This is a genomic window from Variovorax pasteuri, from assembly GCF_051216435.1.
Taxonomy (GTDB): domain Bacteria; phylum Pseudomonadota; class Gammaproteobacteria; order Burkholderiales; family Burkholderiaceae_C; genus Variovorax.
Map to the genome: position 1 here is coordinate 413182 of NZ_JBPJZS010000001.1, position 24474 is coordinate 437655.

Sequence of the window (24474 nt, forward strand, 5' to 3'; positions counted from 1 at the left end):
CGCGCCGATACCGGCGCGTGCATGCCGGGCGTTGGTAGAAGAAATCATGGATGCCTCCGGAGCGATGCGGCCGCGGTCTTCCTGTCGCGCGCGCGGCCGGCTTGCGACGTCGGAAAAGAAAGGAAGCGGTGTGCCAGCCACTGCGCGCTGCGCAGCGCGCCGGCCACCAGGCCGCCGAGCAGCAGGCCCGCCACGATGTCGAGCGGAAAATGAACGCCCACGTAGATGCGCGCCCACCCGGTGACCGCCGCCAGCGCCAGCAGCGGCAGGCCCAGCCTGCGCAGGCTGGGACGCAGCATGAAGGCCAGCGCCACCATGAACATCACCGACGCATGCGTGCTGGGCAGCGAGCCGCGCCCGGCGTGCACGATGTACGAGGGCGCCAGGCCCAGCACGAAGGGCCGTGGCACGTCGAGCGACGCGCCGATGGTGTGCGCCAGCAGCGAGGTCAGGCCCGCCGCCGCCGCAACGACGAACAGCCAGGCACGGTCAGTGGGCTGGCGCCACAGCGCCACCGCGACGATGCCGGCGCTCGCCCAGGCGCCCCACAGCGCGAAGCCCGACGCCACGGACAGCACCCACGGCGTGGGCTGGCTGCCGGCGGCCAGCCATTGGAAGAGTGCGATGTTCAGCGCGTTCATGGGGCGACCCCGGACAGGCGAGCGAAGACGACAGGCGCACGAAGGCGCCTGGTGCGGCGTGCGCACCAGAAGAAACAGGACATGGTCGAGACCTTTTTCGATGAGAAAGGGGCCGCGCTGCGCGATGTCGCGTGATGCGACGTGACGCAGCGAGGCGTTGCGACGCACGCGGCGTCGAATCGCTTCTCAGATCGGGGAAGGTGGGGCGGTGGTGGGCGGCAGGCGCCGCCAGGGCGCCGCGGTGGGCGGCGCGCCGCCGTGCGGCGGTACATGCTCGGGCACCTTGCGCACGATGGGCACGACCAGCCGTGCCATCGCCAGCACCAGCGGCAGCATCGCCAGCACCAGGGCCATCAGGGCGCCGAGCGCGAAGCTGAAGGCGTCGGGGTGGTCGATGCTCGCCGGCGCCTGCGCGAACACGGTGGTTTCGCGGTCCGTTGGATGGTCGGCGCGGTCGTCGGCCTCGAACTGCGCGGTGTCGCTCAGGCTGCGCACCCGCAGCATCGGTTCGTCTTCCAGGCCGTCGCAACGGAAGTGAACCGCGATGAAGGGTTGAACGAGAACCAGCAGCATGCCGAGCACACACCACGCCTTGCGGTGGGCTTCGGCAAAACGGCGGACGCGTGCGAGGAACATGCGCGGATGCTAGGGGCGCCGTGTGAACGCAACCTGATCGTGCGGGTCAGCGTCCCGCAAGGTTGCCGGCGCGGCGCGGTGCGACGCCGCGCGACGTGCGCAGTGCGCGGGCTACAGCAGGAACGGAATGAAGCGCCGCGTGCCGCGCATGTACGCGCGGTAGTCGTCGCCGAAGTGCGCAATGCACTCCTGCTCGTCGCGCAGCGCCGTCAGAAACAGCAGCACCGTGGCCGCGAGCACCAGCGCCAGCGTGAGCCAGGTGAACTGCTTGAGAAAGGCGCCCCACGCGAGCAGCAGCAGCGCGGTGTACATCGGATGGCGGATGTAGCGGAAGGCGCCGGTCTTCACGATGGACGAGGTCTTCTCGAAGCCGTAGAGCGCGGGGTCGTCGTTGCGCGCCTCGGTGGGCTTGCCCACGGCCCGCAGCAGCCGCACCGCATGAATGGGCAGCCAGATCGACAGCACGAAGAACGCCGAGGAGACGATCTGCTTCGGCGAGAACGGATCGTCGTGCCACCTGGGCAGGTTCACCACGATCAGCACCAGCATGCATTCCCACGCGAAGAAGCGGTAGAAGCCGTGCGAGCCGGGCTGGCTCAGCGGGCCGCGCGACACGTACAGCAGCGCGGCCGTGCCGGCGACGAACAGGAAGAGCTGGAACCAGAAGAGCATGGCGGCCGAATTTACACGGCCTTGCCCGTCCGATGGCGCCTCAGGCGCCCGGTGCGTCGGGTTTCTTGGACACCAGCGTCAGGATGTCGTAGCTGGCCACCAGCTCGCCGTCCTGGTTGGTCACCTCCACGTCCCAGGCCACCACGCCCTGGCCCTGGCCGCTGGCGTCCTTCTTGTTGCGGTCGATCTTGCGCTTGCAGGTCAGGCGCGCCTGGATGGTGTCGCCGATGCCCACGGGCTTCGTGAAGCGCAGCGTGTCCAGCCCGTAGTTGGCCAGCACCGGGCCCGGCGACGGCGACACGAACAGGCCGGCCGCGGCCGACAGCACGAAGTAGCCGTGCGCAATGCGCTTGCCGAACGGACTCTGCTTTGCGGCCACCTCGTCGAAGTGCATGTAGAAGTAGTCGCCCGAGATGCCGCCGAAGGCGACGATGTCGGCCTCGCCCACGGTGCGGCGGTGCGTGAGCAGCGAATCGCCCACGCGCAGGTCTTCGAAGTAGCGGCGGAAGGGGTGCACCTCGCTCTCGCGCACCGCCGCGCCGCGCACGTGTTCGCCGGTGATGGCGGCCAGCATGGTGGGCGAGCCCTGCAGCGCTGCGCGTTGCAGGTAGTGCTTCACGGCGCGCAGGCCGCCGAGCTCTTCGCCGCCGCCGGCGCGTCCCGGTCCGCCGTGCTTGAGCTGCGGCAGCGGCGAGCCGTGGCCGGTCGATTCGGCGGCGGCTTCGCGCTCCAGCACCAGCAGGCGGCCGTGCCATGCGGCGGCCACCGGAATGGCCCTGGCCGCGATGGCGGGGTCGCGCGTGACCAGGGTGCCCACGAGGCTGCCGCGGCCACGTGCGGCCAGCGCCAGCGCCTCGTCGATGCCGTCATAGGGCATCAGCGTGCTGACCGGGCCGAAGGCCTCGACGTCGTGCGCGGCGTCGTGTTCCAGCGGCTTGCGGCTCAGCAGCAGCGTGGGCGCGAAGAAGGCGCCTTCGGCCACGCCGTCACCGACGGGGGAGAAGCCGTCGCGTTCGCCGTACACCAGCTCGGCGCCCTGCAGCAGCGTGGCCACACGTTCGGCCACGTCGGCCTGCTGGTCGCGCGAGGCGAGGGCGCCCATGCGCACCTCTTCGCGCGACGGGTCGCCGACCACCACCTTGGCCAGCCGCGCGCGCAGCCGCTCGGCCACCGCGTCCAGGTGCTGGCGCGGCACGATCGCGCGGCGGATGGCCGTGCACTTCTGGCCGGCCTTGATGGTCATCTCGCGCGCCACCTCTTTCACGAAGAGGTCGAACTCCTCGTCGTCGGGCGTGACGTCGGGCGCGAGGATGGCGCAGTTGAGCGAGTCGGCCTCGGCATTGAACGGAATCGACTGGCGCACCAGGTTCGGGTTCACGCGCAGCCGGGCGGCCGTGTCGGCCGAGCCGGTGAAGGTGACCACGTCGGGGCCCTCGAGCCGGTCGAGCAGGTCGCCCGTGCTGCCGATGACCAGCTGCAGGCTGCCCGCGGGCAGGATGCCCGACTGCACGATGAGGCGCATCAAGGCTTCGGTGAGGTAGCTGGTGGCCGTGGCCGGCTTGCCGATGCACGGCATGCCCGCGAGGAAGCTGGGCGCGAACTTCTCGAGCAGGCCCCACACGGGAAAGTTGAAGGCGTCGATGTGCACCGCCACGCCGCCGCGCGGCACCAGGATGTGCGTGCCCGCGAAGCCGCCCTTCTTGCCGAGCGGGAAGGCCGGGCCTTCATGCACCAGGTTGCCCGAGGGCAGCTCGTTGGTGCCGATGCCGGCATAGGCGCTCAGCGTGCCCGCGCCGCCTTCGATGTCGATCCAGCTGTCGGCGCGCGTGGCCCCGGTGTGGGCCGAGACGGCGTAGAGAGTTTCCTTGTTCGCGGCCAGGTACCTGGCCAGCGCCTTCAGGCGTTCGGCGCGCTGCTGGAAGTCGAGCGCCATGAGCGCGGGAATGCCGGTGCGGCGCGCGTAGGCCAGCGCTTCGGCGAAGTCGATCGCCTCGGCGTGCGTGCTGGCCACGGGCTGGCCGTTGACGGCGCTGCGCAGCTGCTGCGCGGCCTGCTGGCCGATCCAGCGGCCGGCGATGTAGCTTTGGAGGGTGGTGGTCATGGTGCGTGTCCTTTGACTGTGTGTTGCCTTGCTCCTTCCCCCTTTGGGGGAAGGCGGGGATGGGGGCAAGCGGCGCCGGTGCGGCGCGATGCTTGATCGATCGCCGCGTGCCCCCACCCCAGCCCTCCCCCGGAAGGGGAGGAAGAAATACCGTCAATCCTTCTTGCCGATGCCCAGGTACGTATCGATGATCCGCTGGTCGTGCAGCAGGTCGCGCGCCTTGCCTTCGAGCGCCACGGCGCCCATTTCGAGCACATAGGCGCGGTCGGCCACCTGCAGCGCGGCGCGCGCGTTCTGTTCCACCAGCAGCACCGACACGCCGTGGCTCCTGAGTTGCGACACCACGCGCAGCACTTCGCGCACCACCAGCGGCGCCAGGCCCAGCGAGGGTTCGTCGAGCATCAGCAGGCGCGGGCGCGCCATCAGCGCGCGGCCGATGGCCAGCATCTGGCGTTCGCCGCCCGAAAGCGTGGAAGCCATCTGCGGGTGGCGCTCCTTCAGGCGCGGGAAGATCTCGAAGATCTCGTCCATGCGCGCGCGCTGGTCGCGCTTGCCCTTGCGCCACTGGTAGAAGCCGCCGAGCAGCAGGTTGTCTTCCACCGACATCTCGCCGAACAGCTCGCGCCGCTCGGGCACCAGCGCCACGCCGCGCGCCACCATGGTCTCCACGCCGGGGCGCGCGATGCGCTCGCCGTCCAGCGCGAGCTGTCCGGTGGACGGCAACAGGCCCATGGCCGCGCACAGCAGCGTGGTCTTGCCCGCGCCGTTGGGGCCGATGACGGTGACGATCTCGCCCTCGTTCACCTGCAGGCGCACGTTGTGCACCGCTTCCACGGTGCGGTAGGCGACGCAGAAGTCGTCGAGTCGAAGCAGGGGGTGGCTCATCGTGCGTCCTCAAGCAGTTCGTCGTCGGCGCCGCCCAGATAGGCTTCGAGGACGCGCGGGTTGGCCTGCACTTCGGCCGGCGTGCCGGTGGCGATGACGGTGCCGAATTCGAGCACCGTGATGCGGTCGGCCAGGTTCATCACGAACTCCATGTCGTGCTCCACCACGAGGATGCCCAGGCCTTCGGCGCGCAGCTGGCTCAGCAGCACGGAGAGCGCGCGCTTTTCCAGGTGGCGCAGGCCGGCAGCGGGTTCGTCGAGCAGCAGCACCGAAGGCTGGCCGGCCAGGGCACGTGCAATCTCGACCACGCGTTGCTGGCCCAGCGACAGCGATGCGGCGGGCGTGTCGGCATGTGCGCCGAGGCCGCAGCGTTCGATCTGCCTGCGGGCCTCGGCCATCAGCGCGGCCTCTTCGGCGCGGTCCAGCCGCAGCATGGCCGCGAGCCAGCCGCGCCTGGCGCGCAGGTGGGCGCCCAGCGCCACGTTCTCGACCACGCTGCGCTGCCCCAGCAGGCGCACATGCTGAAAGGTGCGGCCCAGGCCCAGCGCGGCAAAGGCGCGCGAAGGCTTGGCGGCCATCGGCTGGCCCGACAGGCGCACTTCGCCCGAGGTGGGGTCGTCCACGCCCGAGATCATGTTGAAGAAGGTGCTCTTGCCGGCGCCGTTGGGGCCGATCAGCGCATGGATCTCGCCGGCCTTCAGCGTCATGGAGATGGCGTTGTTGGCGACGAGGCCGCCGAAACGCTTGCTCACGTCGCTGGCCTGCAGCAGCATCTCGCCGCTGGCGGGCAGGGTGCGCTGCGCGAGCTGCACGGCGGGCGTTTGGGTCGATGCCGACGATGCGGCAGGCGCCTTGCCCGTCGTGTCCTCGCGCACCCAGCGGCGCACCAGGCGCGCGAGCGTGGGCCACAGGCCGTCGGAGAAGCGCTGCAGCACGAAGAGCATCAGCAGGCCGAACACGATCACCTCGAAGTTGCCGCTGGTGCCCAGCAGGGCGGGCAGCACGTCCTGCAGTTTTTCCTTCAGCAGCGTGATGAGCGTCGCGCCCAGCACCGCGCCCCACAGGTGGCCCGCGCCGCCGACCACCGCCATGAACAGCAGCTCGATGCCGATGTTCAGGTTGAAGGGCGTCGGGTTCACGAAGCGCTGCAGGTGCGCATAGAGCCAGCCCGACACCGCCGCCAGCAACGCGGCCAGCACGAACAGCTTGATGCGATGGCGTGCCGTGTCCACGCCCATCGACTCGGCCATGAGCCGCCCGCCCTTGAGCGCGCGGATGGCGCGGCCTTCGCGCGAATCGAGCAGGTTGTGCAGCGCCCACAGCGCCAGCAGCAGCACCGCCCAGATCACCACGCCCAGCATGCGCGGCGTGGCCAGCGACACGCCTGCGACGACCAGCGGCGGCACGCCGGTGATGCCGGTCTGCCCGCCCAGGAAATCCATGTTGCCCAGCAGGTAGTACAGGCTCAGGCCCCACGCGATGGTGCACAGCGGCAGGTAGTGGCCCTGCAGCTTGAGCGTGACCGCGCCCAGCGCCCAGGCCAGCGCGAAGGTGAACACCAGGCCCAGCAGCAGGCCGGCCCAGGGCAGCAGCGCCGGGCTCAGCGCGCCGCCCAGCCAGGCTGCGGCCGTGGGCGAGGTGCAGATCCACGCGGTGGCATACGCACCCATGCCGACGAAGGCGGCCTGGCCGAAGGAGGTCATGCCGCCCACGCCGGTCAGCATGACCAGGCCGGCCGCGACCAGCGCATAGAGGCCGATGTTGCTGAGCACCGAGACGGTGAACTCCGGCAGGAAGCCCCAGGCCAGCGCCAGCAGCACCACGCACACCAGCGTGAGCTGGCGCGGCGTGACCAGCGGCTTGCCTTCGGGCGGTGCGGACACCGCGAGGTTGTTCGAAGACGCGCTCATTCCTCGTCCTCCACATGATGGCTGTTGAGCGAACGCCACCACAGCACCGGAATGATCAACGTGAAGACCAGCACCTCCTTGAACGGGCTGGCCCAGAAAGAGGCGAAGGCCTCCAGCTGCCCGACCAGCAGCGCCCCGGCCAGCGCCAGCGGATAGCTCGCCAGCCCGCCGACGATGGCGGCGACGAAGCCCTTCAGGCCGATGAGAAAGCCGGTGTCGTAATACACCGTGGTGATGGGGGCGATCAGCAGGCCCGAGATGGCGCCGATGAGCGCCGCGAGCGCAAAGCTCAGGTCACCCGACAGTTCCGTCGGAATGCCCGAGAGCCGCGCACCCACGCGGTTGATGGCGGTGGCGCGCAGCGCCTTGCCGACCATCGAGCGGCCGAAGAACAGGAACATGGCAATCACCAGCAGCAGCGTGACACCCACCACCACCAGCGACTGCCCGCTGACGGGGATGCCGCCGATGTCGAAACGCGCGTCCGAGAACGCCGTGGTGCGCGAACCTTCGGCACCGAAGAACAGCAGGCCCAGGCCGACCAGCACGCCATGCAGCGCGACCGAGACGATCAGCAGCATCAGCACGTTGGCGTCCGCCAGCGGCCGGTAGGCCAGCCGGTAGAGCAGGGGCCCGAGCGGCATGATGAGGAGCAGCGTGGTGAGCGTCTGGCCCGCCATGGAGGTGGGCTTGAGCAGCAGCACCAGCGCGGCGGCGGCCGCAGGCAGCACCACGCACCATGCGAGCGCGGAGGCCCAGTCGACCACCGCGCCGCGCTTCCAGCGCCAGAACTCGACCACGAGCACCGCAACGGCCAGCACCAGCAGCAGCCACAGCGTGGCCGGCACGCGGCCGGCCTGCAGCATCGCCATCGAGAGGGCCCCGAAGGCGACGAACTCGCCTTGCGGAATGAAGATCACGCGAGTGACCGAAAACACCAGCACCAGCGCGAGCGCCATCAGTCCGTAGACCGCGCCGTTCACGATGCCGTCCTGCCCGAGCAACAGGGCAATCTGCAAATCCATATAAAACCTTCGGGCTCGGCCCTTGTATCGAGTCAGTGGGAGCGGCAGGCGCAGTCAACGGGCGTTGCTGTCTTGCTCCTTCCCCCGCTGGGGGAAGGTCGGGATGGGGGCAGCACCCGCGTTCAAGGCCGCGCGGAGGTCAATGCCGTCATGCCCCCACCCCGGCCCTCCCCCAGCGGGGGAGGGCGCAAGGCAAAGACCTCAGGGCTGGTATTTCCAGGCGTTGTTTTCGATCTTCACCATCACGCGGGCGCGTTGGTCCAGGCCCAGGTGGTCCTTCTCGGTCGTGTTGAACACGCCGTGCGCGCCCGCCACCTCCTTGGTCTGCTCCAGCGCGTCGCGCAGCGCGGCGCGGAACTCCGGCGTGCCGGGCTGCGCCTTCTTCAGTGCGATGGGAACGGCCGAGCTCATCAGCAGGCCGGCGTCCCAGGCGTGCGCGCCGAAGGTCGACACGGTGCCCTTGCCGTAGGCGGCTTCGTAGGCGGTGACATAGGCCAGCGCAGACTTCTTCACCGGGTTGGTGGCGGGCAGCTGCTCGGCCACGAGCACCGGGCCCGCGGGCAGGAAGGTGCCTTCCACGTCCTTGCCGCCCACGCGCAGGAAGTCGGCATTCGCCACGCCGTGCGTCTGGTACATCTTGCCGGTGTAGCCGCGCTCCTTGAGCGTCTTCTGCGGCAGCGCGGCCGGGGTGCCCGAGCCCGCGACCAGCACGGCGTCGGGCTTGGCGGACATGATCTTCAGCGCCTGGCCGGTCACCGAGGTGTCGGTGCGCGAGTAGCGTTCGTTGGCGACCACGGTGATCTTCTTCAGCGCGGCGGCCTTGGCGAACTCTTCCGACCAGCCTTCGCCGTACGCGTCGGAGAAGCCGATGAAGGCGACCGTCTTCACGCCGTTGGCGGCCATGTGCTCTGCAATGGCCAGCGACATCATGATGTCGTTCTGCGGCGTCTTGAACACCCACTTCTTCTTGGCGTCCATCGGTTCGATGATGCGGGCCGACGCGGCGATGGAGATCATCGGCGTCTTGGCCTCGCTCGCCACGTCGATCATGGCCAGCGAGTTGGGCGTGGTGGTGGAGCCCAGGATGATGTCGACCTTGTTCTCGGCGATGAGCTTGCGCGTGTTGGCCACGGCGGCGGTGGTGTCCGACGCGTCGTCCAGCACGATGTAGTTGATCTTCTGGCCCGCGATGGTCTTGGGCATCAGCGAGATGGTGTTCTTCTCGGGAATGCCGAGCGAGGCGGCCGGGCCGGTGGCCGAGACCGTCACGCCGACATTGACGTCGGCCCAGGCCGCGGCGGCGGTGGCGCACAGTGCGGCGATCAGCAGGGGCTTGAAGAATTTCATGGGTGGTTTGTCTCCGGGTTGAATAAAGGTTGAGGCCTGAGGTTTTTCAGCGCTCGTCGAACGAAAGCGTGACGCGTTCGGTCAGTGGGTGGGCCTGGCAGGTCAGTACGAAACCTGCAGCCACTTCATTCTTGTCGAGCGCGAAATTTCTTTCCATGCGGACTTCCCCGTCCACGCATTTGGCACGGCAGGTTCCGCACACGCCGGACGTGCACGAGAACGGCACTTCGAGCCCGGCCGCCGACGCTGCGTCGAGGATGCTGGGCTGGCCTTCGGTGAAGGTGATTTCGCGCTGCAGTCCGTCGCGCACGATGGTGATGCGCGCCTGCTTGGCGTCGCCGGGCAGCGCCTCGTGCACCACGGCGCCCACCTGCTCGGCAGACGTCGTCGAGGGCAGCGCAACGCCGAAGCGTTCGATGTGGATGCGTTCCTCGGGCACGCCGGCCGCGAGCAGTGCGGCCTCGGCCTCGTCGTTCATCTGGAACGGGCCGCACACGTACACGTGGTCGATGCGCGCGGCGGGCACCACGCTCTTCAGGAACTCGCCGATCTTCTCGCGGTTCATCACGCCGAAGCCCAGCGGCGAGTCGGTGTGCTCGTCGGAGAACACGTGCTGCAGCACCAGGCGCGTCATGTAGCGGTTCTTCAGGTCCTCGATTTCTTCCTTGAACATCGTGGACTGCAGTTGCCGGTTGCCGTAGATCAGCGTGAAGCGGCTGCGCGGCTCGCGCGCCAGCACCGTCTTCATGATCGACAGGATGGGTGTGATGCCGCTGCCGCCGGCAATGCCGACGTGGTGGCGCGCGGCCTGCGGCTCGATCGGCACGAAGAAGCGGCCTTGCGGCGCCATCACCTGCACCTCGTCGCCGGGCTGCAGGTGGGCGTTGATCCAGTTGGAGAACACGCCGCCGCGCACCTTGCGCACGCCGACGCGCAGTTCGCCGTCGTCCAGGCCGGCGCAGATCGAATACGAGCGGCGCAGGTCCTGGCCGTCGATGTCCTTGCGCAGCGTGAGGTACTGGCCCTGGGTGAAGCCGAAGACCTGCTGCAGGTCGCCGGGCACGTCGAAGGAGACGATGACGGCCTCGGCCGTGTCGGGCTCCACGGCCTTCACGCGCAGGGGATGGAAAAGGGTGCTCATCGTGGACATCGTGGGCTCAGATCGGCTTGAAGTGTTCGAAGGGTTCGCGGCAGGCCATGCAGCGGTACAGCGCCTTGCACGCCGTCGAGCCGAAGGCCGAGAGCCGCTCGGTACGCTCGCTCGCGCAGCGCGGGCAGGTGATGCGCTCGCCGGAGATGCGGCCGAAGAGCTTGATCGGCATGGCGGTGCCGGCCGCGGCTTCGGGTGTGAGGTGGGCCGGCGGCGCGATGCCGTAGGCCTTGAGCTTGGCGCGGCCTTCCTCGCTGATCCAGTCGGTGCTCCACGCGGGTGCGCGGCGCAGCGTGGCGCGGGCGTGGCCGAGGCCGGCCTGTTCGATGGCGGCCAGCACGTCGTGCTCGATGGCCTCGGTCGCGGGGCAGCCGGAGTAGGTGGGCGTGAGCACGATCTCCAGGCCGTCGTCGTGGTCGATCACCTCGCGCACGATGCCAAGGTCGCAGACCGACACGGCCGGCACCTCGGGGTCGAGCACGGTGTGCAGCACGGCCCACGCGGCATCGACGCGCGAGGCGGTCATGGCGGTCGCGGCGTGGGTGTTCACCACACGCCCCCGGGGTAGCTGCGTTGCAGGTGCTGCATCTCGGCCAGGATGAAACCCATGTGCTCGCTGTGCACGCCCTGCTTGCCGGTGCTGCGGAAGGCGGCTTCCTTGGGGCTGGCGAGGCCGGCGGCGTCCAGCACCTGCTGCATCTCCGCAAGCCACGGTTCGCGCAATTCGCTCCAGGCCGGGCCCAGGCCGCTGGCGCTGGCTTCGGCTTCCACCGCGTCGCTCTCGAACAGCTCGGGCATGTAGAGCCACAGCTGCTTGAGCGCCTTCTCGGTGCGGCGGCGCGATTCCTCGGTGCCGTCGCCCAGGCGGATCACCCAGTCGCCCGAGTGCTGCTGGTGGTAGCGCGCTTCCTTCACGGCCTTGCCGGCAATGGCCGCCACTTCGGCGTCGCTCGACGTGGCCAGGCGCTGCCACAGCAGCTTGAGCAGGGTCGACACCATCGTGTTGCGCACGACGGCGAAGGCGAAGTCGCCGCGCGGCAGTTCGGCGATGGTGAGGTTGAAGTAGTCGCGCTCGTCGCGCAGGTAGGCCAGCTGGTCTTCGTCGTGCACTCGGCCCTCGTCGCCGCCTGCGCCTTCGAGCTTGCCGGCGTGCGTCAGCAGCGCGCGGGCCTGCCCGACGAGGTCCAGCGCGATGTTGGCCATCGCGATGTCTTCCTCCAGCGCGGGCGCATGGCCGCACCATTCACCCAGGCGCTGCGCGAGCACGAGGCAGGTGTCGCCGATGCGCAGCAGGTACTGCACGGCGGGCGTTCGGTTCAGTTCGATCGATGCTTGCATGGCAGTTCAGTCCTTGCTCACATGTGGTCCACGGACTTGGGCAGCGCGTAGAAGGTCGGATGGCGGTACACCTTGTCCTCCGCGGGGTCGAAGAACATGTCCTTGTCCCCCGGGTCGCTCGCCACGATCTGCTCGGAGCGCACCACCCAGATGCTGCTGCCTTCCTGGCGGCGCGTGTACACGTCGCGCGCCATCTGGATGGCCATCTTCGAATCGGCCGCGTGCAGGCTGCCGCAGTGCTTGTGGTCCAGGCCGGCCTTGCTGCGCACGAACACTTCCCACAGGGGCCATTCTTGTTTTGCTTCGGTGCTCATGCTGCTTCCTTCATCGGTTGTTTGTTGGCGTGCGCCATGGCGGCTTCGCGCACCCAGGCGCCGTCTTCCCATGCATCGACGCGGGCTTGCAGGCGCTCGCGGTTGCAGGGGCCGTCGCCGCCGATCACGCGCCAGAACTCGCTCCAGTCGATGGTGCCGGAGTCGTGCGCCTGGCGCTCTTCGTTCCACTTCAGGTCGGGGTCGGGCAGGGTCACGCCGAGGATGGCGGCCTGCTCCACGGCGGCGTCGATGAACTTCTGGCGCAGCTCGTCGTTGCTGAAGCGCTTGATGCCCCAGCGCATCGACTGCGCCGAGTTGGGCGACTGGTCGTCCGGCGGGCCGAACATCATGATCGACGGCCACCACCAGCGGTTGACCGCGTCCTGCACCATCGCCTTCTGTGCGTCGGTGCCGTGGGTCATCATCGTCAGCAGGGCCTCGTAGCCCTGGCGCTGATGGAAACTTTCCTCGCGGCAGATGCGGATCATGGCGCGCGCATACGGGGCGTACGAGCAGCGGCAGATCGGCACCTGGTTCATGATGGCCGCGCCGTCCACCAGCCAGCCGATGGTGCCCATGTCGGCCCAGGTGAGCGTGGGGTAGTTGAAGATCGAGCTGTACTTGGCCTTGCCGGTGTGCAGCGCATCGAACATCTGGTCGCGCGAGGTGCCCAGCGTTTCCGCCGCGGCGTACAGGTAGAGGCCGTGGCCGCCTTCGTCCTGCACCTTGGCCAGCAGGATGGCCTTGCGCTTCAGCGTGGGCGCGCGGCTGATCCAGTTGCCCTCGGGCAGCATGCCGACGATTTCGGAGTGCGCGTGCTGGCTGATCTGGCGCACCAGCGTCTTGCGGTAGTGCTCGGGCATCCAGTCCTTCGCCTCGATGAAGTCGCCGGCGTCGATGTGGGCATCGAAGCGCGCTTCGAGCTGCATCTCGTCGGCCGAACGCACAACCTTCTTCTTGTCGTCGCCGGCGTCCTTGCCCATGGTGTCCATCGCTTGGGTGTACATGCGGGTGTCCTTTAGGTGGGGTGTGGGGGTGGCTCAGCGCGCGCGCGTGTCGATCACGCGGCGTGCCTTGCCGGTCTGGGTGCGTTCCATCTCGTTGGGCGCGTGAACCACGACGCGCGTGGAAATGCCGATGAGCGTCTTCACGCGGTGCTGCACCCATTCGCCGATGGCGGCGCGGTCGGCCGAGGCGGCGTCGGCGGCATTGAGCTCGCAGTGCACCTCGACCTGGTCGAGCTTGTCGGCGCGGCTCACATGCACCTGGTAGAGGCCCGAGAGGCTCTTGTGCGCGAGCACGATTTCTTCCACCTGCGTGGGGAACACGTTGACGCCGCGGATGATCATCATGTCGTCGCTGCGCCCGACGATCTTGCCCATGCGGCGGAAGGCGCGCGAGGTGGGCGGCAGCAGGCGCGTGAGGTCGCGCGTGCGGTAGCGCACGATGGGCATGGCCTCTTTGCTGAGCGAGGTGAACACGAGCTCGCCTTCTTCGCCGTCGGCCTTCAGCTCGCCGGTCTCGGGGTCGATGATCTCGGGGTAGAAGTGGTCTTCCCAGATGACGGGGCCGTCCTTGCTCTCCACGCATTCGCTGGCCACGCCCGGGCCCATCACTTCCGACAGCCCGTAGATGTCGACCGCGTCCAGGCCGGCCTTGGCCTCGATGTCGCGGCGCATGGCCTCGGTCCAGGGCTCGGCGCCGAAGATGCCGACCTGCAGAGAGCTGTCTTTCGCGCTCAGGCCCTGGCGCTCGAACTGCTCGATGATCACCTGCATGTAGCTGGGCGTGACCATGATGATGTTCGGCTTGAAGTCTTGAATGAGCTGCACCTGTTTCTCGGTCTGCCCGCCCGACATCGGGATGACGGTGCAGCCCGCGCGCTCGGCGCCGTAGTGCGCGCCCAGGCCGCCGGTGAACAGGCCGTAGCCGTACGACACATGGATCATGTCGCCGGGCCGCCCGCCCGCCGCGCGGATGGAGCGTGCGACCAGGTCGGCCCAGGTGTCGATGTCCTTCAGCGTGTAGCCCACCACGGTCGGCTTGCCGGTGGTGCCCGACGACGCATGGATGCGTGCCACCTTCTCGCGCGGCACGGCGAACATGCCGAAGGGGTAGTTGTCGCGCAGGTCGCTCTTCACGGTGAAGGGAAACTTCGACAGGTCGGCGAGCGACTTCAGGTCGTTCGGGTGCACGCCCTTGGCGTCGAAGGCCTGGCGGTAGTGGGGCACGTTGTCGTAGGCGGTCTGCAGCGTGGCGCGCAGCCGGGTGAGCTGCAGCGCGGTGATCTCGTCGCGGCTGGCGGTTTCGATGGGGTCGAGGTCGCCGGGGGCGGGGTGTTTCACGGTCATGGGTTTGTGTCTCCTCAGGCTGCGACAGCGGGGCGGCCCTTGGCCGTGTAGGAGCGCCCGCGGAACATCGCGATGCGCTCGCCGCGCTGGTTGGTGATTTCGGTGTCGTACACGCCGGTGCGCCCGGCCTTGGACACCTCGTGGCAGCGCGCGGTGAGCAGGTCGCCCTCGCGCGCCGGGGCGATGAAGTCGATCGAGAAGCCCGAGGCCACGGTCAGCTCGTTGTACGAGTTGCACGCAAAGGCGAAGGTCGAGTCGGCCAGCGTGGCCATGAAGCCGCCGTGGCAGGTGGCGTGGCCGTTGAGCATGTCGGGGCGGACCTTCATTTCGAGCGTGGCCTGGCCGGGGCCGACCTCGACGATGCGCATGCCCAGGCCCTGGGTGGCGTTGTCGTTGGCGAACATGCCGTCGCGGACGTACTCGGCGGTCTGCTGCGGGGTGCGGTGGGTGTCGGTCATGGCTCAGCGGTCCTTGAACACCGGGGCGCGCTTGGCGCGAAAGGCCTCGACGCCTTCGCGGTAGTCGTCGGCGTTGCCCAGGTCGCGCTGCAGCCGGGCTTCTTCGGCGAGCGCGGTGTCCAGGTCCATGTGCTGCGCGGCGGCCATGGCCTGGCGCGTGGCGACGAGGGCACGCGTGGGCATGCCGGACAGCTTCAGCGCGAGTGCTGCCGCGGTGTCGGTGAGTGCCGCGTCGTCCACGCACTGCCAGATCAGGCCGATGCGGGCGGCTTCTTCCGCTGGCAGCTTGTCGCCCAGCATCGCAATGCCCAGCGCGCGCGCCGAGCCCACGAGGCGCGGCAGCAGCCAGGTGCCGCCCGTGTCGGGCAAGAGGCCGATCCTGGTGAAGGCCTGGATGAAGCTGGCCGAGCGGCCGGCCACCACCAGGTCGCAGCACAACGCCAGGTTCGCGCCCGCGCCTGCGGCCACGCCGTTCACCGCCGCGACCACCGGCACCGGCATCGAGCGCAGGCGCGCGACCAGCGGGGCGTAGTACGTGGAGATGACGTGGCCCAGGTCCTTGGGGGCGGCGCCGGGCGTGGGGTCGGGCGCGACCGAGGGGTCGGCCAGGTCTTGCCCGGCGCAGAAAGCGCGGCCGGCGCCCGTGAGCACCACGCAGCGCACGCCATCGTCGCGCGCGGCCGACTCGAGCGCCGCCAGCAGTTCGGCGTGCAGTTCGGTCGTGAAGCTGTTGAGCGCCGCGGGGCGGTTGAGGCTCAGCGTGCGCACCGCGCCGGCGTTGCTGATGAGTACCAAAGGCTCAGTCATGCGTGTCTCTTTCATCCTTCGTGGGAGGTCGATCGACATGCAAACACTATTGACCGACCGTTCGGTTGATTTTAGGATCGACCTCGATGACAGCACAAGCGGCGGCGGTTTAGGGCAAACCCTAGGCCTCGCACCGCCAACGCGCGCACCCCACGAAACAAGGAGACCGGATGCCCAGCTATTCCATCGACGGCGTGATTCCCGTCGTCGACCCGAGCGCCTACGTGCACCCCACGGCCGTGCTGATCGGCGACGTGATCGTCGGCCCGCGTTGCTATGTGGGCCCCTGCGCCAGCCTGCGCGGCGACTTCGGGCGCATCGTGCTGGAGGAGGGCTCCAACGTGCAGGACCACTGCTGCATCCACGGCTTTCCGGAGAACGACACCGTGGTGGAGGTCAACGGCCACATCGGCCACGGCGCCATCCTGCACAGCTGCATCGTGCGGCGTGACGCGCTGGTGGGCATGAACGCGGTGGTGATGGACGAGGCCGAGATCGGCGAGAAGGCCATCGTGGCGGCCTGCGCCTTCGTGCCGGCCGGCATGAAGGTGCCGCCGCGCTCGCTGGTCGCCGGCATTCCGGCGAAGGTGAAGCGCGAACTGAGCGACGACGAAATCGCGTGGAAGCTGGAAGGCACGCGGACCTACCAGGCGCTCACGGTGCGCAGCCTCGCGAGCCTGCATGAGGTGGCGCCGCTGCCGCAGGTGGAGGCGGGCCGCCCGCGCCTGCCGCAGGCCGAGGTGCGCTCGCTCATTGCCACCAAGCGAGGCGAGGGCGGCTGACCGCGCCGGGCTTCGTGCAAGATTGCGCGTTGCCCTCAACCTTCCAACCCAGGAACCCGACCCGATGCCGCGTGGAAGATCCGCCACCTACGACGACCAGCGTGAACTGATCCTGGCGCAGGCCGCCCAGCTGTTCGCGCGCAGCGGCTATCCGGCCACCTCGATGAACCAGGTGGCCGAGGCCTGCGGGCTCTCGAAGGCGACGCTCTATCACTACTACAAGGACAAGAGCAGCCTGCTGATCAGCATCGCCGAGACGCATGTCTCCAAGCTGGCGGCCCTGGTGGCCGAGGAAGAAGCCTCGACGCAGACCGACGAGGAGCGCCTGCGCCGCTTCATCTACCGCATCGTCGAGGAATATGCCGGCGCGCAGGACGCGCACCGCGTGCTGACCGACGACGTGCGCTTTCTGGAAGAAGCCGACCGCGAGCGCGTGCTCGACCAGGAGCGCAAGGTGGTCGCGGGCTTTGCGCGCGCGGTGGCGGCGCTGCGCCCGGGCACGCCGAGCGACGACCTGGCCAAGCCGCTGACCATGCTGCTGTTCGGCATGATCAACTGGATGTTCACCTGGATGAAGCCGAACGGAAAGCTCGACCACGCGGCCATCGCGCCGATCGTGGCCGACCTGTTCCTGGGCGGCATCGGCGCGGTGAAGTCGCCGGACTACGCGGCCATCGAGGCCGCCCAGACCGATCCTGCCGATCACGCCGTCGCCAGGTAGCGCGCCGCCGGCTTGCTGGTCTGCGATGCGGCGAACAGCTTGGCGCCCGCATCGACAAAAGTCGCGAGGAGGGCGGCATCGTTCACCGACGGCAGGGTGATCGGCTCGCCCAGGTCGAGGCCGGCCAGGGCGGCGTCCACGCAATCTTCGGCGGCCATGATGGTGCCTTCGGCCAGCGCCGACATCGGCACACCCGAGAGCTCCCAGATGTCGGTGGCCGTTGCTGCCGGCAGCACCAACTGCACCTTCACGCCGGTGCCCGCCACCTCGTCCTGCAGCCCGCGCGTGAACGCGACCACGAAGGCCTTGGTGCCGCTGTAGATGCTGCTGATGGGCAGTGTGTGAAAGCCGAGCACCGAGCCGATGTTCACCAGCGTGCCGCGGTTGCGTGCCTTGAAGGCGGCCAGCGCGGCGTGGCTCAGGTGCGCCAGGGCGTTGAGGTTCACGTCCAGCATGCTCTGCAGTTGCGCGGTGGTGGTCTGCGCGACGGGCGCCAGCGTCGAGAGGCCGGCGTTGTTGACCAGCAGCGTGACCGAGGCGTCTGTGGCCAGGACGTGGGTCACACGCGCAAGGTCGTCGTCGGTGGCCAGGTCGGCGGTGAGCGTCTGCACTTTCACGCCGTACCTGGTGCGCAGGGCGACCGCGACTTCTTCCAGCAGGTCGGCGCGGCGCGCCACCAGCACCAGGTCGTGGCCGCGGCGCGCCAGGCGGTCCGCGTAGATCTTGCCCAGGCCGGCCGAGGCGCCGGTGACGACGGCGGTGCCGAGGGTTGCTTGTTCGCTCATTTCGATTCCATTCAAAGGTAGGGTCAGGGGGATGTGGCTTTAAGCATGATGACCATCATGTTTGGCGCGTTGAAGCATGATGACTATCATGCTTAACGTCAAGCCAGCCTACGAAGTACCCAGGAACGGAAAGAGGTCACATGCGATACCCCGCAGCGGAAACCGCCGAAAAGCACCAGAAGATCCTTGCCGAGGCCTCGCGCCTGTTCAAGGAGCGCGGCTTCGACGGCGTGAGCGTGAGCGAAATCATGAAAGCCACGGGCCTCACGCACGGGCCCTTCTACAACCACTTCGATTCGAAAGAAGCGCTCATGGCCGAGTGCATCGCCCATTCCGGGAGCGCCGCACTGACCGATCTCGATGCGGCCGGCGAAACGCCCGAAGGCATGCGCGCCTATGTGCGGGACTACCTGAGCCCCGACCACCGCGATGGTCGTGCCGATGGCTGCCTGGTGGCGGCGTTTGCGGCGCAGTCGGGAACCGAGAGCAGCGGGGGCATCAGCGTGCCGCTGACGACCTATCTCCAGTCGGTCATCGACCGCTTCACCAGGAACTTTCCGTGGCGCGCGAAGAAGAACGCACGGGGCGACGCGATCCGCATGCTGGCGTCGATGTACGGTGGCGTGGTGCTGGCCCGCGCCGTGGACGACGAGGCCCTGTCGGAAGAAATCCTGCGCGAGGTGCTCGCCGGCCTGCAAGCCGCGCCCAAGGCCTAGAAGGCGCCTAGAGGATGCGGTTGAACCACAGCAGCGACAGCCCCGCCGACAGCAGCGTGAGCACCGCCGCGCCCAGCGCGAAGAGCGCGGAGATTTCGGTTTCCTTCTTCTCCACGGTGAGCTTGGAGCTCAGCGTGTTGTAGACCTTCTTCAGGTCGCTGGCCGTGCCTGCGTAGAAGTACTCGGCATTCGTCTTGTTGGCGATGGCCTTGAGCGTGTCCTCGTCGAGCCGCACGCGCATCGACCAGCCTTCGAAGCCGATGGTCTCGCCGTCGACAGTGCCCACGCCCACCGTGTAGATGCGCACGCCGCGGTCGGCCGCGGCCTTGGCGGCGTCGAGCGGGTCGACGCCGGTGGTGCGCTGGCCATCGGTCAGCATGATGATCGCGGCCGAGGTGAACGAGCCGGGCGCCACGGGCGTGAAGTCCTTGAGCTTTTTCTCCGACTGGTCGATGGCCGCGCCGCGCTGGCGGCTCGGTGCGTTGAACTGCTCCACGTCGAGGCCCGCGTCCGGGAACAGCGTGGCCAGCGACACCACGATGGCGTTCCCCGTGGCGGTGGCACGTTGCAGCTGGAAGCTGTCGATGGCAGTCACCAGGTCTTCGTGGTTGGTGGTGGGCAACTGCGCCACCTGCGCGCTGCCCGCGAAGGCGACGATGCCCACCTTCACGCTGCGCGGCAGGTCCTTGATGAAGCTCTTGGCCGCCTCCTGCGCCGCCACCAGCCGGTTGGGCAGCACGTCGGCCGCGCGCATGCTGCCGGACACGTCCATCGCCAGGATGATGGTCTGCTGATTCGACGGCAGCACCACCACCGCCATGGGCCGTGACGCGGCGATCAGCATCGCGGCCATGGCCAGCAGGAACAGCAGCGGCGGCAGGTGGCGCCGCAGGCTCTGCCCGGGGCCCATGGCCTCGCGCACGATCGACAGGCTGGCGTAGCGCACCGCCATCTTCTTCTTGCGGCGAATCAGCCAGAGGTACAGCAGCACCAGCAGCGGCAACGCCGCCAGCAGCCAGAGGAATTGAGGCCAGAGAAAGTTCATGCTGCCACCGCCTTCGCGCCTGCGGAGCCGATGCGCGTGCGGCGCTTGCGCAGATCGGCAAAACGAACGATGGCCTCGACCAGGTCGTCGCTGGTCGACAGCTCGAGTGCATCGACGCCGGCCTTGGCCAGCGCGGCACGCAGGGTGCTTTCGCGCTCGGCCGCCAGGCGCGCGAAGCGCTTGCGAAAGCCGCTGTCGTGGGTGTCGACCCAGAGCTGCTCGCCGGTCTCGGCGTCGCTCAGCGGCACCAGGCCAAGGTCGGGCAACTCGAGTTCCAGCGGGTCGAACAGGCGCACGGCGATCACTTCATGGCGTTGCACCAGCTGCCCCAGCGGTTTTTCCCAGCCGGGTTCGCTCAGGAAGTCGGAGACCACGAACACGGTGGAGCGCCGCGGCATCAGGTTGGCGGCGGACTTGAGCAGGTCGTCCAGCCGCGTCATGCCTTTTTGCGTGGGCACGGCGTGGGCCTGGTCGGCGCGCCGTTCCATCGAATGCAGCAGGTGCAGCACGTGGCGGCGTCCGCTGCGCGGCGGAATCACCGCCTCGAGGTCGTTGCCGTACACCAGCGCACCGACCCGGTTGCCGTGCCGCGTGAGCAGCCGCGCCAGCACGCCGACGAAGCCGGCGGAAATCTCGCGCTTGGCCTTCAGGCCCGAGCCGAAGTCGACCGAGCGGCTCAGGTCGAGCACGAACCAGGCGGCCATCTCGCGGTCTTCGGTGAACACGCGCACGTAGGGCGTCTGCAGCCGCGCGGTGACGTTCCAGTCGATATGGCGCACGTCGTCGTGGTGCTGGTATTCGCGCAGGTCGGCCAGGTCGAGGCCGGCGCCGCGCATCAGCGTGCGGTAGTCGCCCTGCAGCAGGCCGTCGAGCCGGCGGATCACGGTCCACTCGAGCCGGCGCAGCGCGCGCTCGGCACCCCCGGCCACCGCCGCTTCGGCGGCGAGCCGTTCGTCGTTCGCGGCCGCAGGGGCCTTACGCCACCAGCTTTTCATGCGATTCAGGGCACACCGCGGAACCGGCTTTGCCGGACCGCAGGTGTTGCCCCCTGCAAGGGGGAAGGCGTAGCGACACGAAGTGCGCGAAGACTGGGGGTGTGCTCATTTCAGGCCACCAGCTTTTCATGTTCCAGGGGTTTGGGAGGAGCGGGGACGGCACGCATGATCTTCTCGATCAGGCTGTCGGGCGTCAGGCCTTCGGACAGGCCTTCGTAGGAAAGCGTCACGCGGTGGCGCAGCACGTCGGGCACCAGCGCGGTCATGTCCTCGGGCAGCGCATAGCTGCGCCCGCGCAGCATGGCCAGGGCACGCGCGCCTTCGGTCAGGCTGATGCTGGCGCGCGGGCTGGCCCCGAAGGTGATGAAGCGGCGCAGGTCCTTCAGGCCGTGCTTCTCGGGCGTGCGGGTGGCAGATACCAGCTTCACGGCGTACTGGATCAGCGAAGGGTCCACATACACGCGCCGCGTCTCGGCCTGCAGCGCCGCGAGCTGTTCGGTGGTGGCGACCGCCGTGGCCTCGACCGGCGGGCCGATCACGCGCTGCACGATCACGAACTCTTCTTCGTCGGTCGGGTAGTCGACCAGCACCTTCATCATGAAGCGGTCGACCTGCGCCTCGGGCAGCGGGTAGGTGCCTTCGGTCTCGATGGGGTTCTGCGTGGCCATGACCAGGAAGGGGCGCGGCACCTTGTGCGTTTCACCGGCAATGGTGACCTGGCGCTCCTGCATCACCTCGAGCAGTGCGCTCTGCACCTTGGCCGGCGCGCGGTTGATTTCGTCGGCCAGCAGCAGGTTGGCGAACACCGGGCCCAGCGAGGTGCTGAATTCGCCCGTCTTCTGGTTGTAGATGCGCGTCCCCACCAGGTCGGCCGGCACCAGGTCGGGCGTGAACTGGATGCGCTTGAAATGGCCGCGCACGGTGTCGGCCAGCGTCTTGATGGTGAGCGTCTTCGCCAGCCCCGGCACGCCTTCGACCAGCAGGTGCCCGCCCGCGAGCATGGCGACCATCACACGCTCCAGGAAGCGGTCCTGGCCCACGACCACGCGCTTGACCTCGTAGAGGATCTGCTCCATCAGTTCGGCGGTTCCGGCGGCGGTGGAGTTGGAAGTCTCTGTGCTCATGCGAAAGGCTTTCGTGGAGGTTCGTAGACGGAACGAAGAATCAGAACGGCGGCGACCCGGCGGCGGAGGCCGCGTTCTCTATGGGCACCGCGAAGCCGATGCCGATGAAGGTGCGCTGCTGCGTCGGGTTGAGGATGGCGGTGACGATGCCCAGCACCTCGCCGTCCATGTTGATGAGCGGGCCGCCCGAATTGCCGGGGTTGGCGGCCGCGTCGAACTGGATCAGGTTGCCCAGCTCCTGCTTGCCCTCGGGCGAGCGGAACGAGCGCTTCAGGCCCGACACCACGCCGGCCGACACCGACGGCCCGATGCCGAACGGAAAGCCCACGGCCGCCACCTGATCGCCGGGGCGCAGGTCGGCGGTCGAGCGCATGGTGGCGGGAATGAGGTCGTCGGGCACCTTCTGCGCCTGCAGCACCGCCAGGTCGTTCTCGGGCTGCACGCCGGTAATGGTGGCAACGGCCTCCAGGCCGTCGAAGAAGGTGACCTTGATCTTGTCGGCGCCCGCGACCACGTGCAGGTTGGTGAGGATCACACCCTTGTCGACGATCACCACGCCCGTGCCCACGCCGCGCTCGACCTCGCCGGTCGGCCCACCGTCGTTGGGCGCTTCGGGCGCCTTGCCCTTGGCCAGGTTGCGGCCGCGCTTCTGGGTCTTGGCTTCGGGGGTGTTCTTTTCTTCGCCGTAGCTCACCACGCGCACCACGGAAGGCCGGATGATGTCCGCCGCCTTGGACGCGGGCGAGGGCAGGGTGTTGGTCTGCAGCGTGCGCAGCACGGCCGCGTCGATGTCTTTCTGGGTGAGGGCCTTGGCGCCGGGGCGGGGTGCCCAGATGGCACCGCCGACCAGTGCGGCCGACAGCACGACCAGGAGTGCGAAGCTGCGGCGTCCGGGTTGCCAGCCTGTCTTCTTCGCCGTCGCGGCCTGAGCGACGGGGGCGGCACCGGCCGAACCCGCTGCGCCGGTGGCGACAGGCGATGCTGACGCCTGCGCACTCTCGGCCGCCTCTGCGGCCGGTGGCGGCGTGCGTGGCGAACGGCTGTAGAAAGCAGGCCTGCGCATCGGAGCACCTCCGGCAAAAAATATCGCGTGAAGGAGTTCACGGTAGCACGCTTTCCGCGGCCGTGCATCCCTTCGGGCATCATCGCCCGATGGCTACCTTCGTCGATACCCATTGCCATCTGGACGCGCCCGAGTTCGGTGCGCAAATGCCCGAAATCCGCGCCCGCGCCGCCGAAAGGGGCGTGGCGATGTGCGTCATTCCCGCCGTGGCCGTCTTCAATTTCACGACCGTGCGCGCGCTGGCCCACGCGCAAGGCGACGCCTATGCGCTGGGCATTCATCCGCTGTGCACCGCAGAGGCCAAGGACGAAGACCTCGACACGCTCGACGCCGAGCTCACCGCGCACCGCGGCGACCCGCGCCTGGTGGCGGTCGGCGAAATCGGGCTCGACTACTTCGTGGAAGGCCTGGACGGCCCGAAGCAGGAGCGTTTCTTTCACACTCAGTTGCAACTGGCACGCAAGCACGGGTTACCCGTGCTCATCCATGTACGCCGCTCCGTCGACAAGGTGCTCAAGCACCTGCGGCAGACATCGGGCGGCCAGCCGTGGCAGGGCATCGCCCATGCCTTCAACGGCAGCGAGCAGCAGGCCCGGGCCTGCATCGCGCTGGGCCTGAAGCTGGGCTTCGGCGGCGCGGTGACCTTCGAGCGCGCGCTGCAGCTGCGCCGACTGGCCAGCACCTTGCCGCTCGAATCGATCGTGATGGAGACCGACGCGCCCGACATCCAGCCGCACTGGCTCTACCGCACCCAAGCCCAGCGCGACGCTGGCGAACCGCAGGGCCGCAACGACCCCGGGGAGCTGCCGCGCATTGCCGGCGTGGTGGCCGGCCTGCGTGGAGTCAGCACCGAGGAACTGGCCGAAGCCACCACCCGGAATGCGCTCGACACGCTGCCACGTCTGAAAAATCTCACGCCGCTGTCGGAACGCCCGCCGCACCGCGCGTAGGCCAACGTCCCGACCTGCGCACGTGTGTGCAGATGCTGCGGATTTACTGTCATCCTTGAGGTTCGGAAGTTCGTTGCTTAGACCAGTGGCAAGTCAGTCACTTCAAAAACTTCATCCAAACAGGAGCCTTTACATGACCACATCTTTCATTCGCACCATGCCTGTCGTCCTCGCGCTGGCGCTCGCCTCCATCGGCGTGTCGGCCGTGGCGCAGACCACCGCTCCCGCCACCGCGGCAACCCCGGCCACGGCCGAGCCCACCACCGGCGAAAAGGTGAAGGAAGCCGGCAGCAACGCCGTCGATGCCACCAAGCGCACGACCAAGAAGGCCGTGAACGCCACCGAAAACGGCGCCGAAAAGGCCTGGGACGCGACCAAGCGCACCACCAAGAAGGCCGCCAATGCCACCGAAAACGGCAGCAAGAAGGCCTGGAACGCCACCAAGCGCACCACCAAGAAGGCCACCACGGCCACCAAGAACGCCGCCGTGAAGACCGGCGACGCCGTTGAAAACACCGGTCACAAGGCGGCCGACGGCATGCGCAGCACCGGCGCCGCCATCGGCGAGAAGATTCCCGGCACCGCCGAGAACGCAGCCGCCAAGAAGCAGTAAGCCTGCTTCGGCGCGCACGAAAGAACCCGCTTCGGCGGGTTTTTT

The 24474-nt window shown here is 68.5% G+C and carries 26 protein-coding genes; 5 read left to right on the forward strand and 21 right to left on the reverse strand.

The features are described 5' to 3' along the window. Nucleotides 1-44: 44 nt before the first annotated feature. The 16 genes from ACSFBM_RS01865 to ACSFBM_RS01940 all read right to left on the reverse strand — a co-directional run bounded on the left by ACSFBM_RS01865 (nt 45) and on the right by ACSFBM_RS01940 (nt 15635). Nucleotides 45-641 (reverse strand): phosphatase PAP2 family protein, encoded by a 597-nt coding sequence (locus tag ACSFBM_RS01865; protein ID WP_435482879.1) that lies wholly within the window; start codon nt 639-641, stop codon nt 45-47. A gap of 186 nt (nt 642-827) precedes the next feature. Beyond that, on the reverse strand, nt 828-1277 hold the full coding sequence (locus ACSFBM_RS01870; protein WP_435482880.1) for a hypothetical protein: 450 nt from the start codon (nt 1275-1277) through the stop codon (nt 828-830). Nucleotides 1278-1388: 111 nt separating this feature from the next. Continuing rightward, complete coding sequence (locus ACSFBM_RS01875; protein WP_435440589.1) at nt 1389-1949, reverse strand: methyltransferase family protein; 561 nt, start codon at nt 1947-1949, stop codon at nt 1389-1391. Nucleotides 1950-1989: 40 nt separating this feature from the next. Further along, on the reverse strand, nt 1990-4050 hold the full coding sequence (gene paaZ, locus ACSFBM_RS01880; RefSeq protein WP_435482881.1) for a phenylacetic acid degradation bifunctional protein PaaZ: 2061 nt from the start codon (nt 4048-4050) through the stop codon (nt 1990-1992). 153 nt (nt 4051-4203) lie between these two features. Then, nucleotides 4204-4935, reverse strand: coding sequence for an ABC transporter ATP-binding protein (locus ACSFBM_RS01885; RefSeq protein WP_435482882.1), 732 nt, complete (start codon nt 4933-4935; stop codon nt 4204-4206). Then, entirely contained in the window at nt 4932-6845 is a 1914-nt protein-coding gene (locus ACSFBM_RS01890; protein ID WP_435482883.1) for a branched-chain amino acid ABC transporter ATP-binding protein/permease, read from the reverse strand. The genes ACSFBM_RS01885 and ACSFBM_RS01890 overlap by 4 nt, the downstream gene beginning before the upstream one ends. Further along, nucleotides 6842-7870, reverse strand: coding sequence for a branched-chain amino acid ABC transporter permease (locus ACSFBM_RS01895; protein ID WP_435482884.1), 1029 nt, complete (start codon nt 7868-7870; stop codon nt 6842-6844). Before ACSFBM_RS01895 ends, ACSFBM_RS01890 begins: the two co-directional genes overlap by 4 nt. A gap of 201 nt (nt 7871-8071) precedes the next feature. Further along, nucleotides 8072-9217 carry an ABC transporter substrate-binding protein gene (locus ACSFBM_RS01900; protein WP_435482885.1) on the reverse strand — a complete coding sequence of 382 codons (1146 nt, stop codon included), beginning with the start codon at nt 9215-9217 and terminating at the stop codon, nt 8072-8074. 46 nt (nt 9218-9263) lie between these two features. After that, complete coding sequence (gene paaE / locus ACSFBM_RS01905; RefSeq protein ID WP_435482886.1) at nt 9264-10358, reverse strand: 1,2-phenylacetyl-CoA epoxidase subunit PaaE; 1095 nt, start codon at nt 10356-10358, stop codon at nt 9264-9266. Between the two features lie 16 nt (nt 10359-10374). After that, nucleotides 10375-10893, reverse strand: coding sequence for a 1,2-phenylacetyl-CoA epoxidase subunit PaaD (paaD, locus tag ACSFBM_RS01910; protein ID WP_435482887.1), 519 nt, complete (start codon nt 10891-10893; stop codon nt 10375-10377). A 20-nt stretch (nt 10894-10913) separates the two neighbouring features. After that, complete coding sequence (gene paaC, locus ACSFBM_RS01915) at nt 10914-11705, reverse strand: 1,2-phenylacetyl-CoA epoxidase subunit PaaC (RefSeq protein WP_435482888.1); 792 nt, start codon at nt 11703-11705, stop codon at nt 10914-10916. A 17-nt stretch (nt 11706-11722) separates the two neighbouring features. Continuing rightward, nucleotides 11723-12019: a 1,2-phenylacetyl-CoA epoxidase subunit PaaB gene (gene paaB, locus ACSFBM_RS01920; protein WP_093123531.1), complete on the reverse strand. Its 297-nt coding sequence runs from the start codon at nt 12017-12019 to the stop codon at nt 11723-11725. Further along, a complete protein-coding gene (gene paaA, locus ACSFBM_RS01925; RefSeq protein ID WP_435482889.1) occupies nt 12016-13026 on the reverse strand; it encodes a 1,2-phenylacetyl-CoA epoxidase subunit PaaA in 1011 nt (336 codons plus the stop codon). The genes paaB and paaA overlap by 4 nt, the downstream gene beginning before the upstream one ends. Before the next feature lie 33 nt (nt 13027-13059). Beyond that, nucleotides 13060-14370, reverse strand: coding sequence for a phenylacetate--CoA ligase PaaK (paaK, locus tag ACSFBM_RS01930; protein ID WP_435482890.1), 1311 nt, complete (start codon nt 14368-14370; stop codon nt 13060-13062). Between the two features lie 14 nt (nt 14371-14384). After that, nucleotides 14385-14828: a hydroxyphenylacetyl-CoA thioesterase PaaI gene (paaI, locus tag ACSFBM_RS01935; RefSeq protein WP_435482891.1), complete on the reverse strand. Its 444-nt coding sequence runs from the start codon at nt 14826-14828 to the stop codon at nt 14385-14387. 3 nt (nt 14829-14831) lie between these two features. Next, nucleotides 14832-15635, reverse strand: a complete 804-nt coding sequence (locus ACSFBM_RS01940) for an enoyl-CoA hydratase-related protein (RefSeq protein WP_435482892.1) — start codon at nt 15633-15635, stop codon at nt 14832-14834. 170 nt (nt 15636-15805) lie between these two features. Between ACSFBM_RS01940 and ACSFBM_RS01945 the strand changes: the two genes are divergently transcribed. Continuing rightward, nucleotides 15806-16417, forward strand: coding sequence for a phenylacetic acid degradation protein PaaY (locus tag ACSFBM_RS01945; RefSeq protein ID WP_435482893.1), 612 nt, complete (start codon nt 15806-15808; stop codon nt 16415-16417). A 64-nt stretch (nt 16418-16481) separates the two neighbouring features. Next, complete coding sequence (locus ACSFBM_RS01950) at nt 16482-17138, forward strand: TetR/AcrR family transcriptional regulator (RefSeq protein WP_435482894.1); 657 nt, start codon at nt 16482-16484, stop codon at nt 17136-17138. On the opposite strand, the gene ACSFBM_RS01955 is transcribed toward ACSFBM_RS01950, so the two are convergent. Further along, on the reverse strand, nt 17120-17923 hold the full coding sequence (locus ACSFBM_RS01955; RefSeq protein ID WP_435482895.1) for an SDR family NAD(P)-dependent oxidoreductase: 804 nt from the start codon (nt 17921-17923) through the stop codon (nt 17120-17122). The genes ACSFBM_RS01950 and ACSFBM_RS01955 overlap by 19 nt on opposite strands. Nucleotides 17924-18063: 140 nt before the next feature. On the opposite strand from ACSFBM_RS01955, the gene ACSFBM_RS01960 reads away from it, so the two are divergent. Further along, complete coding sequence (locus ACSFBM_RS01960) at nt 18064-18639, forward strand: TetR/AcrR family transcriptional regulator (protein ID WP_435482896.1); 576 nt, start codon at nt 18064-18066, stop codon at nt 18637-18639. 7 nt (nt 18640-18646) lie between these two features. Here the strand turns inward: ACSFBM_RS01960 and ACSFBM_RS01965 are convergent, their stop codons facing one another. From ACSFBM_RS01965 to ACSFBM_RS01980, 4 genes are all read right to left on the reverse strand, one after another. Continuing rightward, nucleotides 18647-19684, reverse strand: coding sequence for a VWA domain-containing protein (locus tag ACSFBM_RS01965; protein WP_435440603.1), 1038 nt, complete (start codon nt 19682-19684; stop codon nt 18647-18649). Beyond that, a complete protein-coding gene (locus ACSFBM_RS01970) occupies nt 19681-20679 on the reverse strand; it encodes a DUF58 domain-containing protein (protein WP_435482897.1) in 999 nt (332 codons plus the stop codon). Before ACSFBM_RS01970 ends, ACSFBM_RS01965 begins: the two co-directional genes overlap by 4 nt. Nucleotides 20680-20789: 110 nt before the next feature. Then, nucleotides 20790-21803, reverse strand: coding sequence for an AAA family ATPase (locus ACSFBM_RS01975; protein WP_435440605.1), 1014 nt, complete (start codon nt 21801-21803; stop codon nt 20790-20792). Between the two features lie 40 nt (nt 21804-21843). After that, nucleotides 21844-22866, reverse strand: a complete 1023-nt coding sequence (locus ACSFBM_RS01980; protein WP_435482898.1) for a S1C family serine protease — start codon at nt 22864-22866, stop codon at nt 21844-21846. Nucleotides 22867-22955: 89 nt separating this feature from the next. Here ACSFBM_RS01980 and ACSFBM_RS01985 point away from each other — a divergent pair, with 89 nt between their 5' ends. Together ACSFBM_RS01985 and ACSFBM_RS01990 are read left to right on the forward strand one after the other, a co-directional pair. Further along, nucleotides 22956-23816 (forward strand): TatD family hydrolase, encoded by an 861-nt coding sequence (locus ACSFBM_RS01985; protein WP_435482899.1) that lies wholly within the window; start codon nt 22956-22958, stop codon nt 23814-23816. A gap of 133 nt (nt 23817-23949) precedes the next feature. After that, nucleotides 23950-24429, forward strand: coding sequence for a hypothetical protein (locus ACSFBM_RS01990; protein WP_435482900.1), 480 nt, complete (start codon nt 23950-23952; stop codon nt 24427-24429). Nucleotides 24430-24474: the final 45 nt, after the last annotated feature.

Bases quoted from the DNA above. Each gene is read 5' to 3' on its own strand.
- ACSFBM_RS01885 (WP_435482882.1), bottom strand. From the start codon at position 4,935: ATGAGCCACCCCCTGCTTCGACTCGACGACTTCTGCGTCGCCTACCGC.
- paaC (WP_435482888.1), bottom strand. From the start codon at position 11,705: ATGCAAGCATCGATCGAACTGAACCGAACGCCCGCCGTGCAGTACCTG.
- ACSFBM_RS01980 (WP_435482898.1), bottom strand. From the start codon at position 22,866: ATGCGCAGGCCTGCTTTCTACAGCCGTTCGCCACGCACGCCGCCACCG.
- ACSFBM_RS01945 (WP_435482893.1), top strand. From the start codon at position 15,806: ATGCCCAGCTATTCCATCGACGGCGTGATTCCCGTCGTCGACCCGAGC.
- paaZ (WP_435482881.1), bottom strand. From the start codon at position 4,050: ATGACCACCACCCTCCAAAGCTACATCGCCGGCCGCTGGATCGGCCAG.
- ACSFBM_RS01940 (WP_435482892.1), bottom strand. From the start codon at position 15,635: ATGACTGAGCCTTTGGTACTCATCAGCAACGCCGGCGCGGTGCGCACG.
- ACSFBM_RS01870 (WP_435482880.1), bottom strand. From the start codon at position 1,277: ATGTTCCTCGCACGCGTCCGCCGTTTTGCCGAAGCCCACCGCAAGGCG.
- ACSFBM_RS01900 (WP_435482885.1), bottom strand. From the start codon at position 9,217: ATGAAATTCTTCAAGCCCCTGCTGATCGCCGCACTGTGCGCCACCGCC.
- ACSFBM_RS01890 (WP_435482883.1), bottom strand. From the start codon at position 6,845: ATGAGCGCGTCTTCGAACAACCTCGCGGTGTCCGCACCGCCCGAAGGC.
- ACSFBM_RS01990 (WP_435482900.1), top strand. From the start codon at position 23,950: ATGACCACATCTTTCATTCGCACCATGCCTGTCGTCCTCGCGCTGGCG.
- ACSFBM_RS01975 (WP_435440605.1), bottom strand. From the start codon at position 21,803: ATGAGCACAGAGACTTCCAACTCCACCGCCGCCGGAACCGCCGAACTG.
- ACSFBM_RS01970 (WP_435482897.1), bottom strand. From the start codon at position 20,679: ATGAAAAGCTGGTGGCGTAAGGCCCCTGCGGCCGCGAACGACGAACGG.
- ACSFBM_RS01985 (WP_435482899.1), top strand. From the start codon at position 22,956: ATGGCTACCTTCGTCGATACCCATTGCCATCTGGACGCGCCCGAGTTC.
- ACSFBM_RS01895 (WP_435482884.1), bottom strand. From the start codon at position 7,870: ATGGATTTGCAGATTGCCCTGTTGCTCGGGCAGGACGGCATCGTGAAC.
- paaA (WP_435482889.1), bottom strand. From the start codon at position 13,026: ATGTACACCCAAGCGATGGACACCATGGGCAAGGACGCCGGCGACGAC.
- ACSFBM_RS01960 (WP_435482896.1), top strand. From the start codon at position 18,064: ATGCGATACCCCGCAGCGGAAACCGCCGAAAAGCACCAGAAGATCCTT.
- paaK (WP_435482890.1), bottom strand. From the start codon at position 14,370: ATGACCGTGAAACACCCCGCCCCCGGCGACCTCGACCCCATCGAAACC.
- paaD (WP_435482887.1), bottom strand. From the start codon at position 10,893: ATGACCGCCTCGCGCGTCGATGCCGCGTGGGCCGTGCTGCACACCGTG.
- ACSFBM_RS01950 (WP_435482894.1), top strand. From the start codon at position 16,482: ATGCCGCGTGGAAGATCCGCCACCTACGACGACCAGCGTGAACTGATC.
- ACSFBM_RS01875 (WP_435440589.1), bottom strand. From the start codon at position 1,949: ATGCTCTTCTGGTTCCAGCTCTTCCTGTTCGTCGCCGGCACGGCCGCG.
- ACSFBM_RS01865 (WP_435482879.1), bottom strand. From the start codon at position 641: ATGAACGCGCTGAACATCGCACTCTTCCAATGGCTGGCCGCCGGCAGC.
- paaB (WP_093123531.1), bottom strand. From the start codon at position 12,019: ATGAGCACCGAAGCAAAACAAGAATGGCCCCTGTGGGAAGTGTTCGTG.
- paaI (WP_435482891.1), bottom strand. From the start codon at position 14,828: ATGACCGACACCCACCGCACCCCGCAGCAGACCGCCGAGTACGTCCGC.
- ACSFBM_RS01965 (WP_435440603.1), bottom strand. From the start codon at position 19,684: ATGAACTTTCTCTGGCCTCAATTCCTCTGGCTGCTGGCGGCGTTGCCG.
- ACSFBM_RS01955 (WP_435482895.1), bottom strand. From the start codon at position 17,923: ATGAGCGAACAAGCAACCCTCGGCACCGCCGTCGTCACCGGCGCCTCG.
- paaE (WP_435482886.1), bottom strand. From the start codon at position 10,358: ATGAGCACCCTTTTCCATCCCCTGCGCGTGAAGGCCGTGGAGCCCGAC.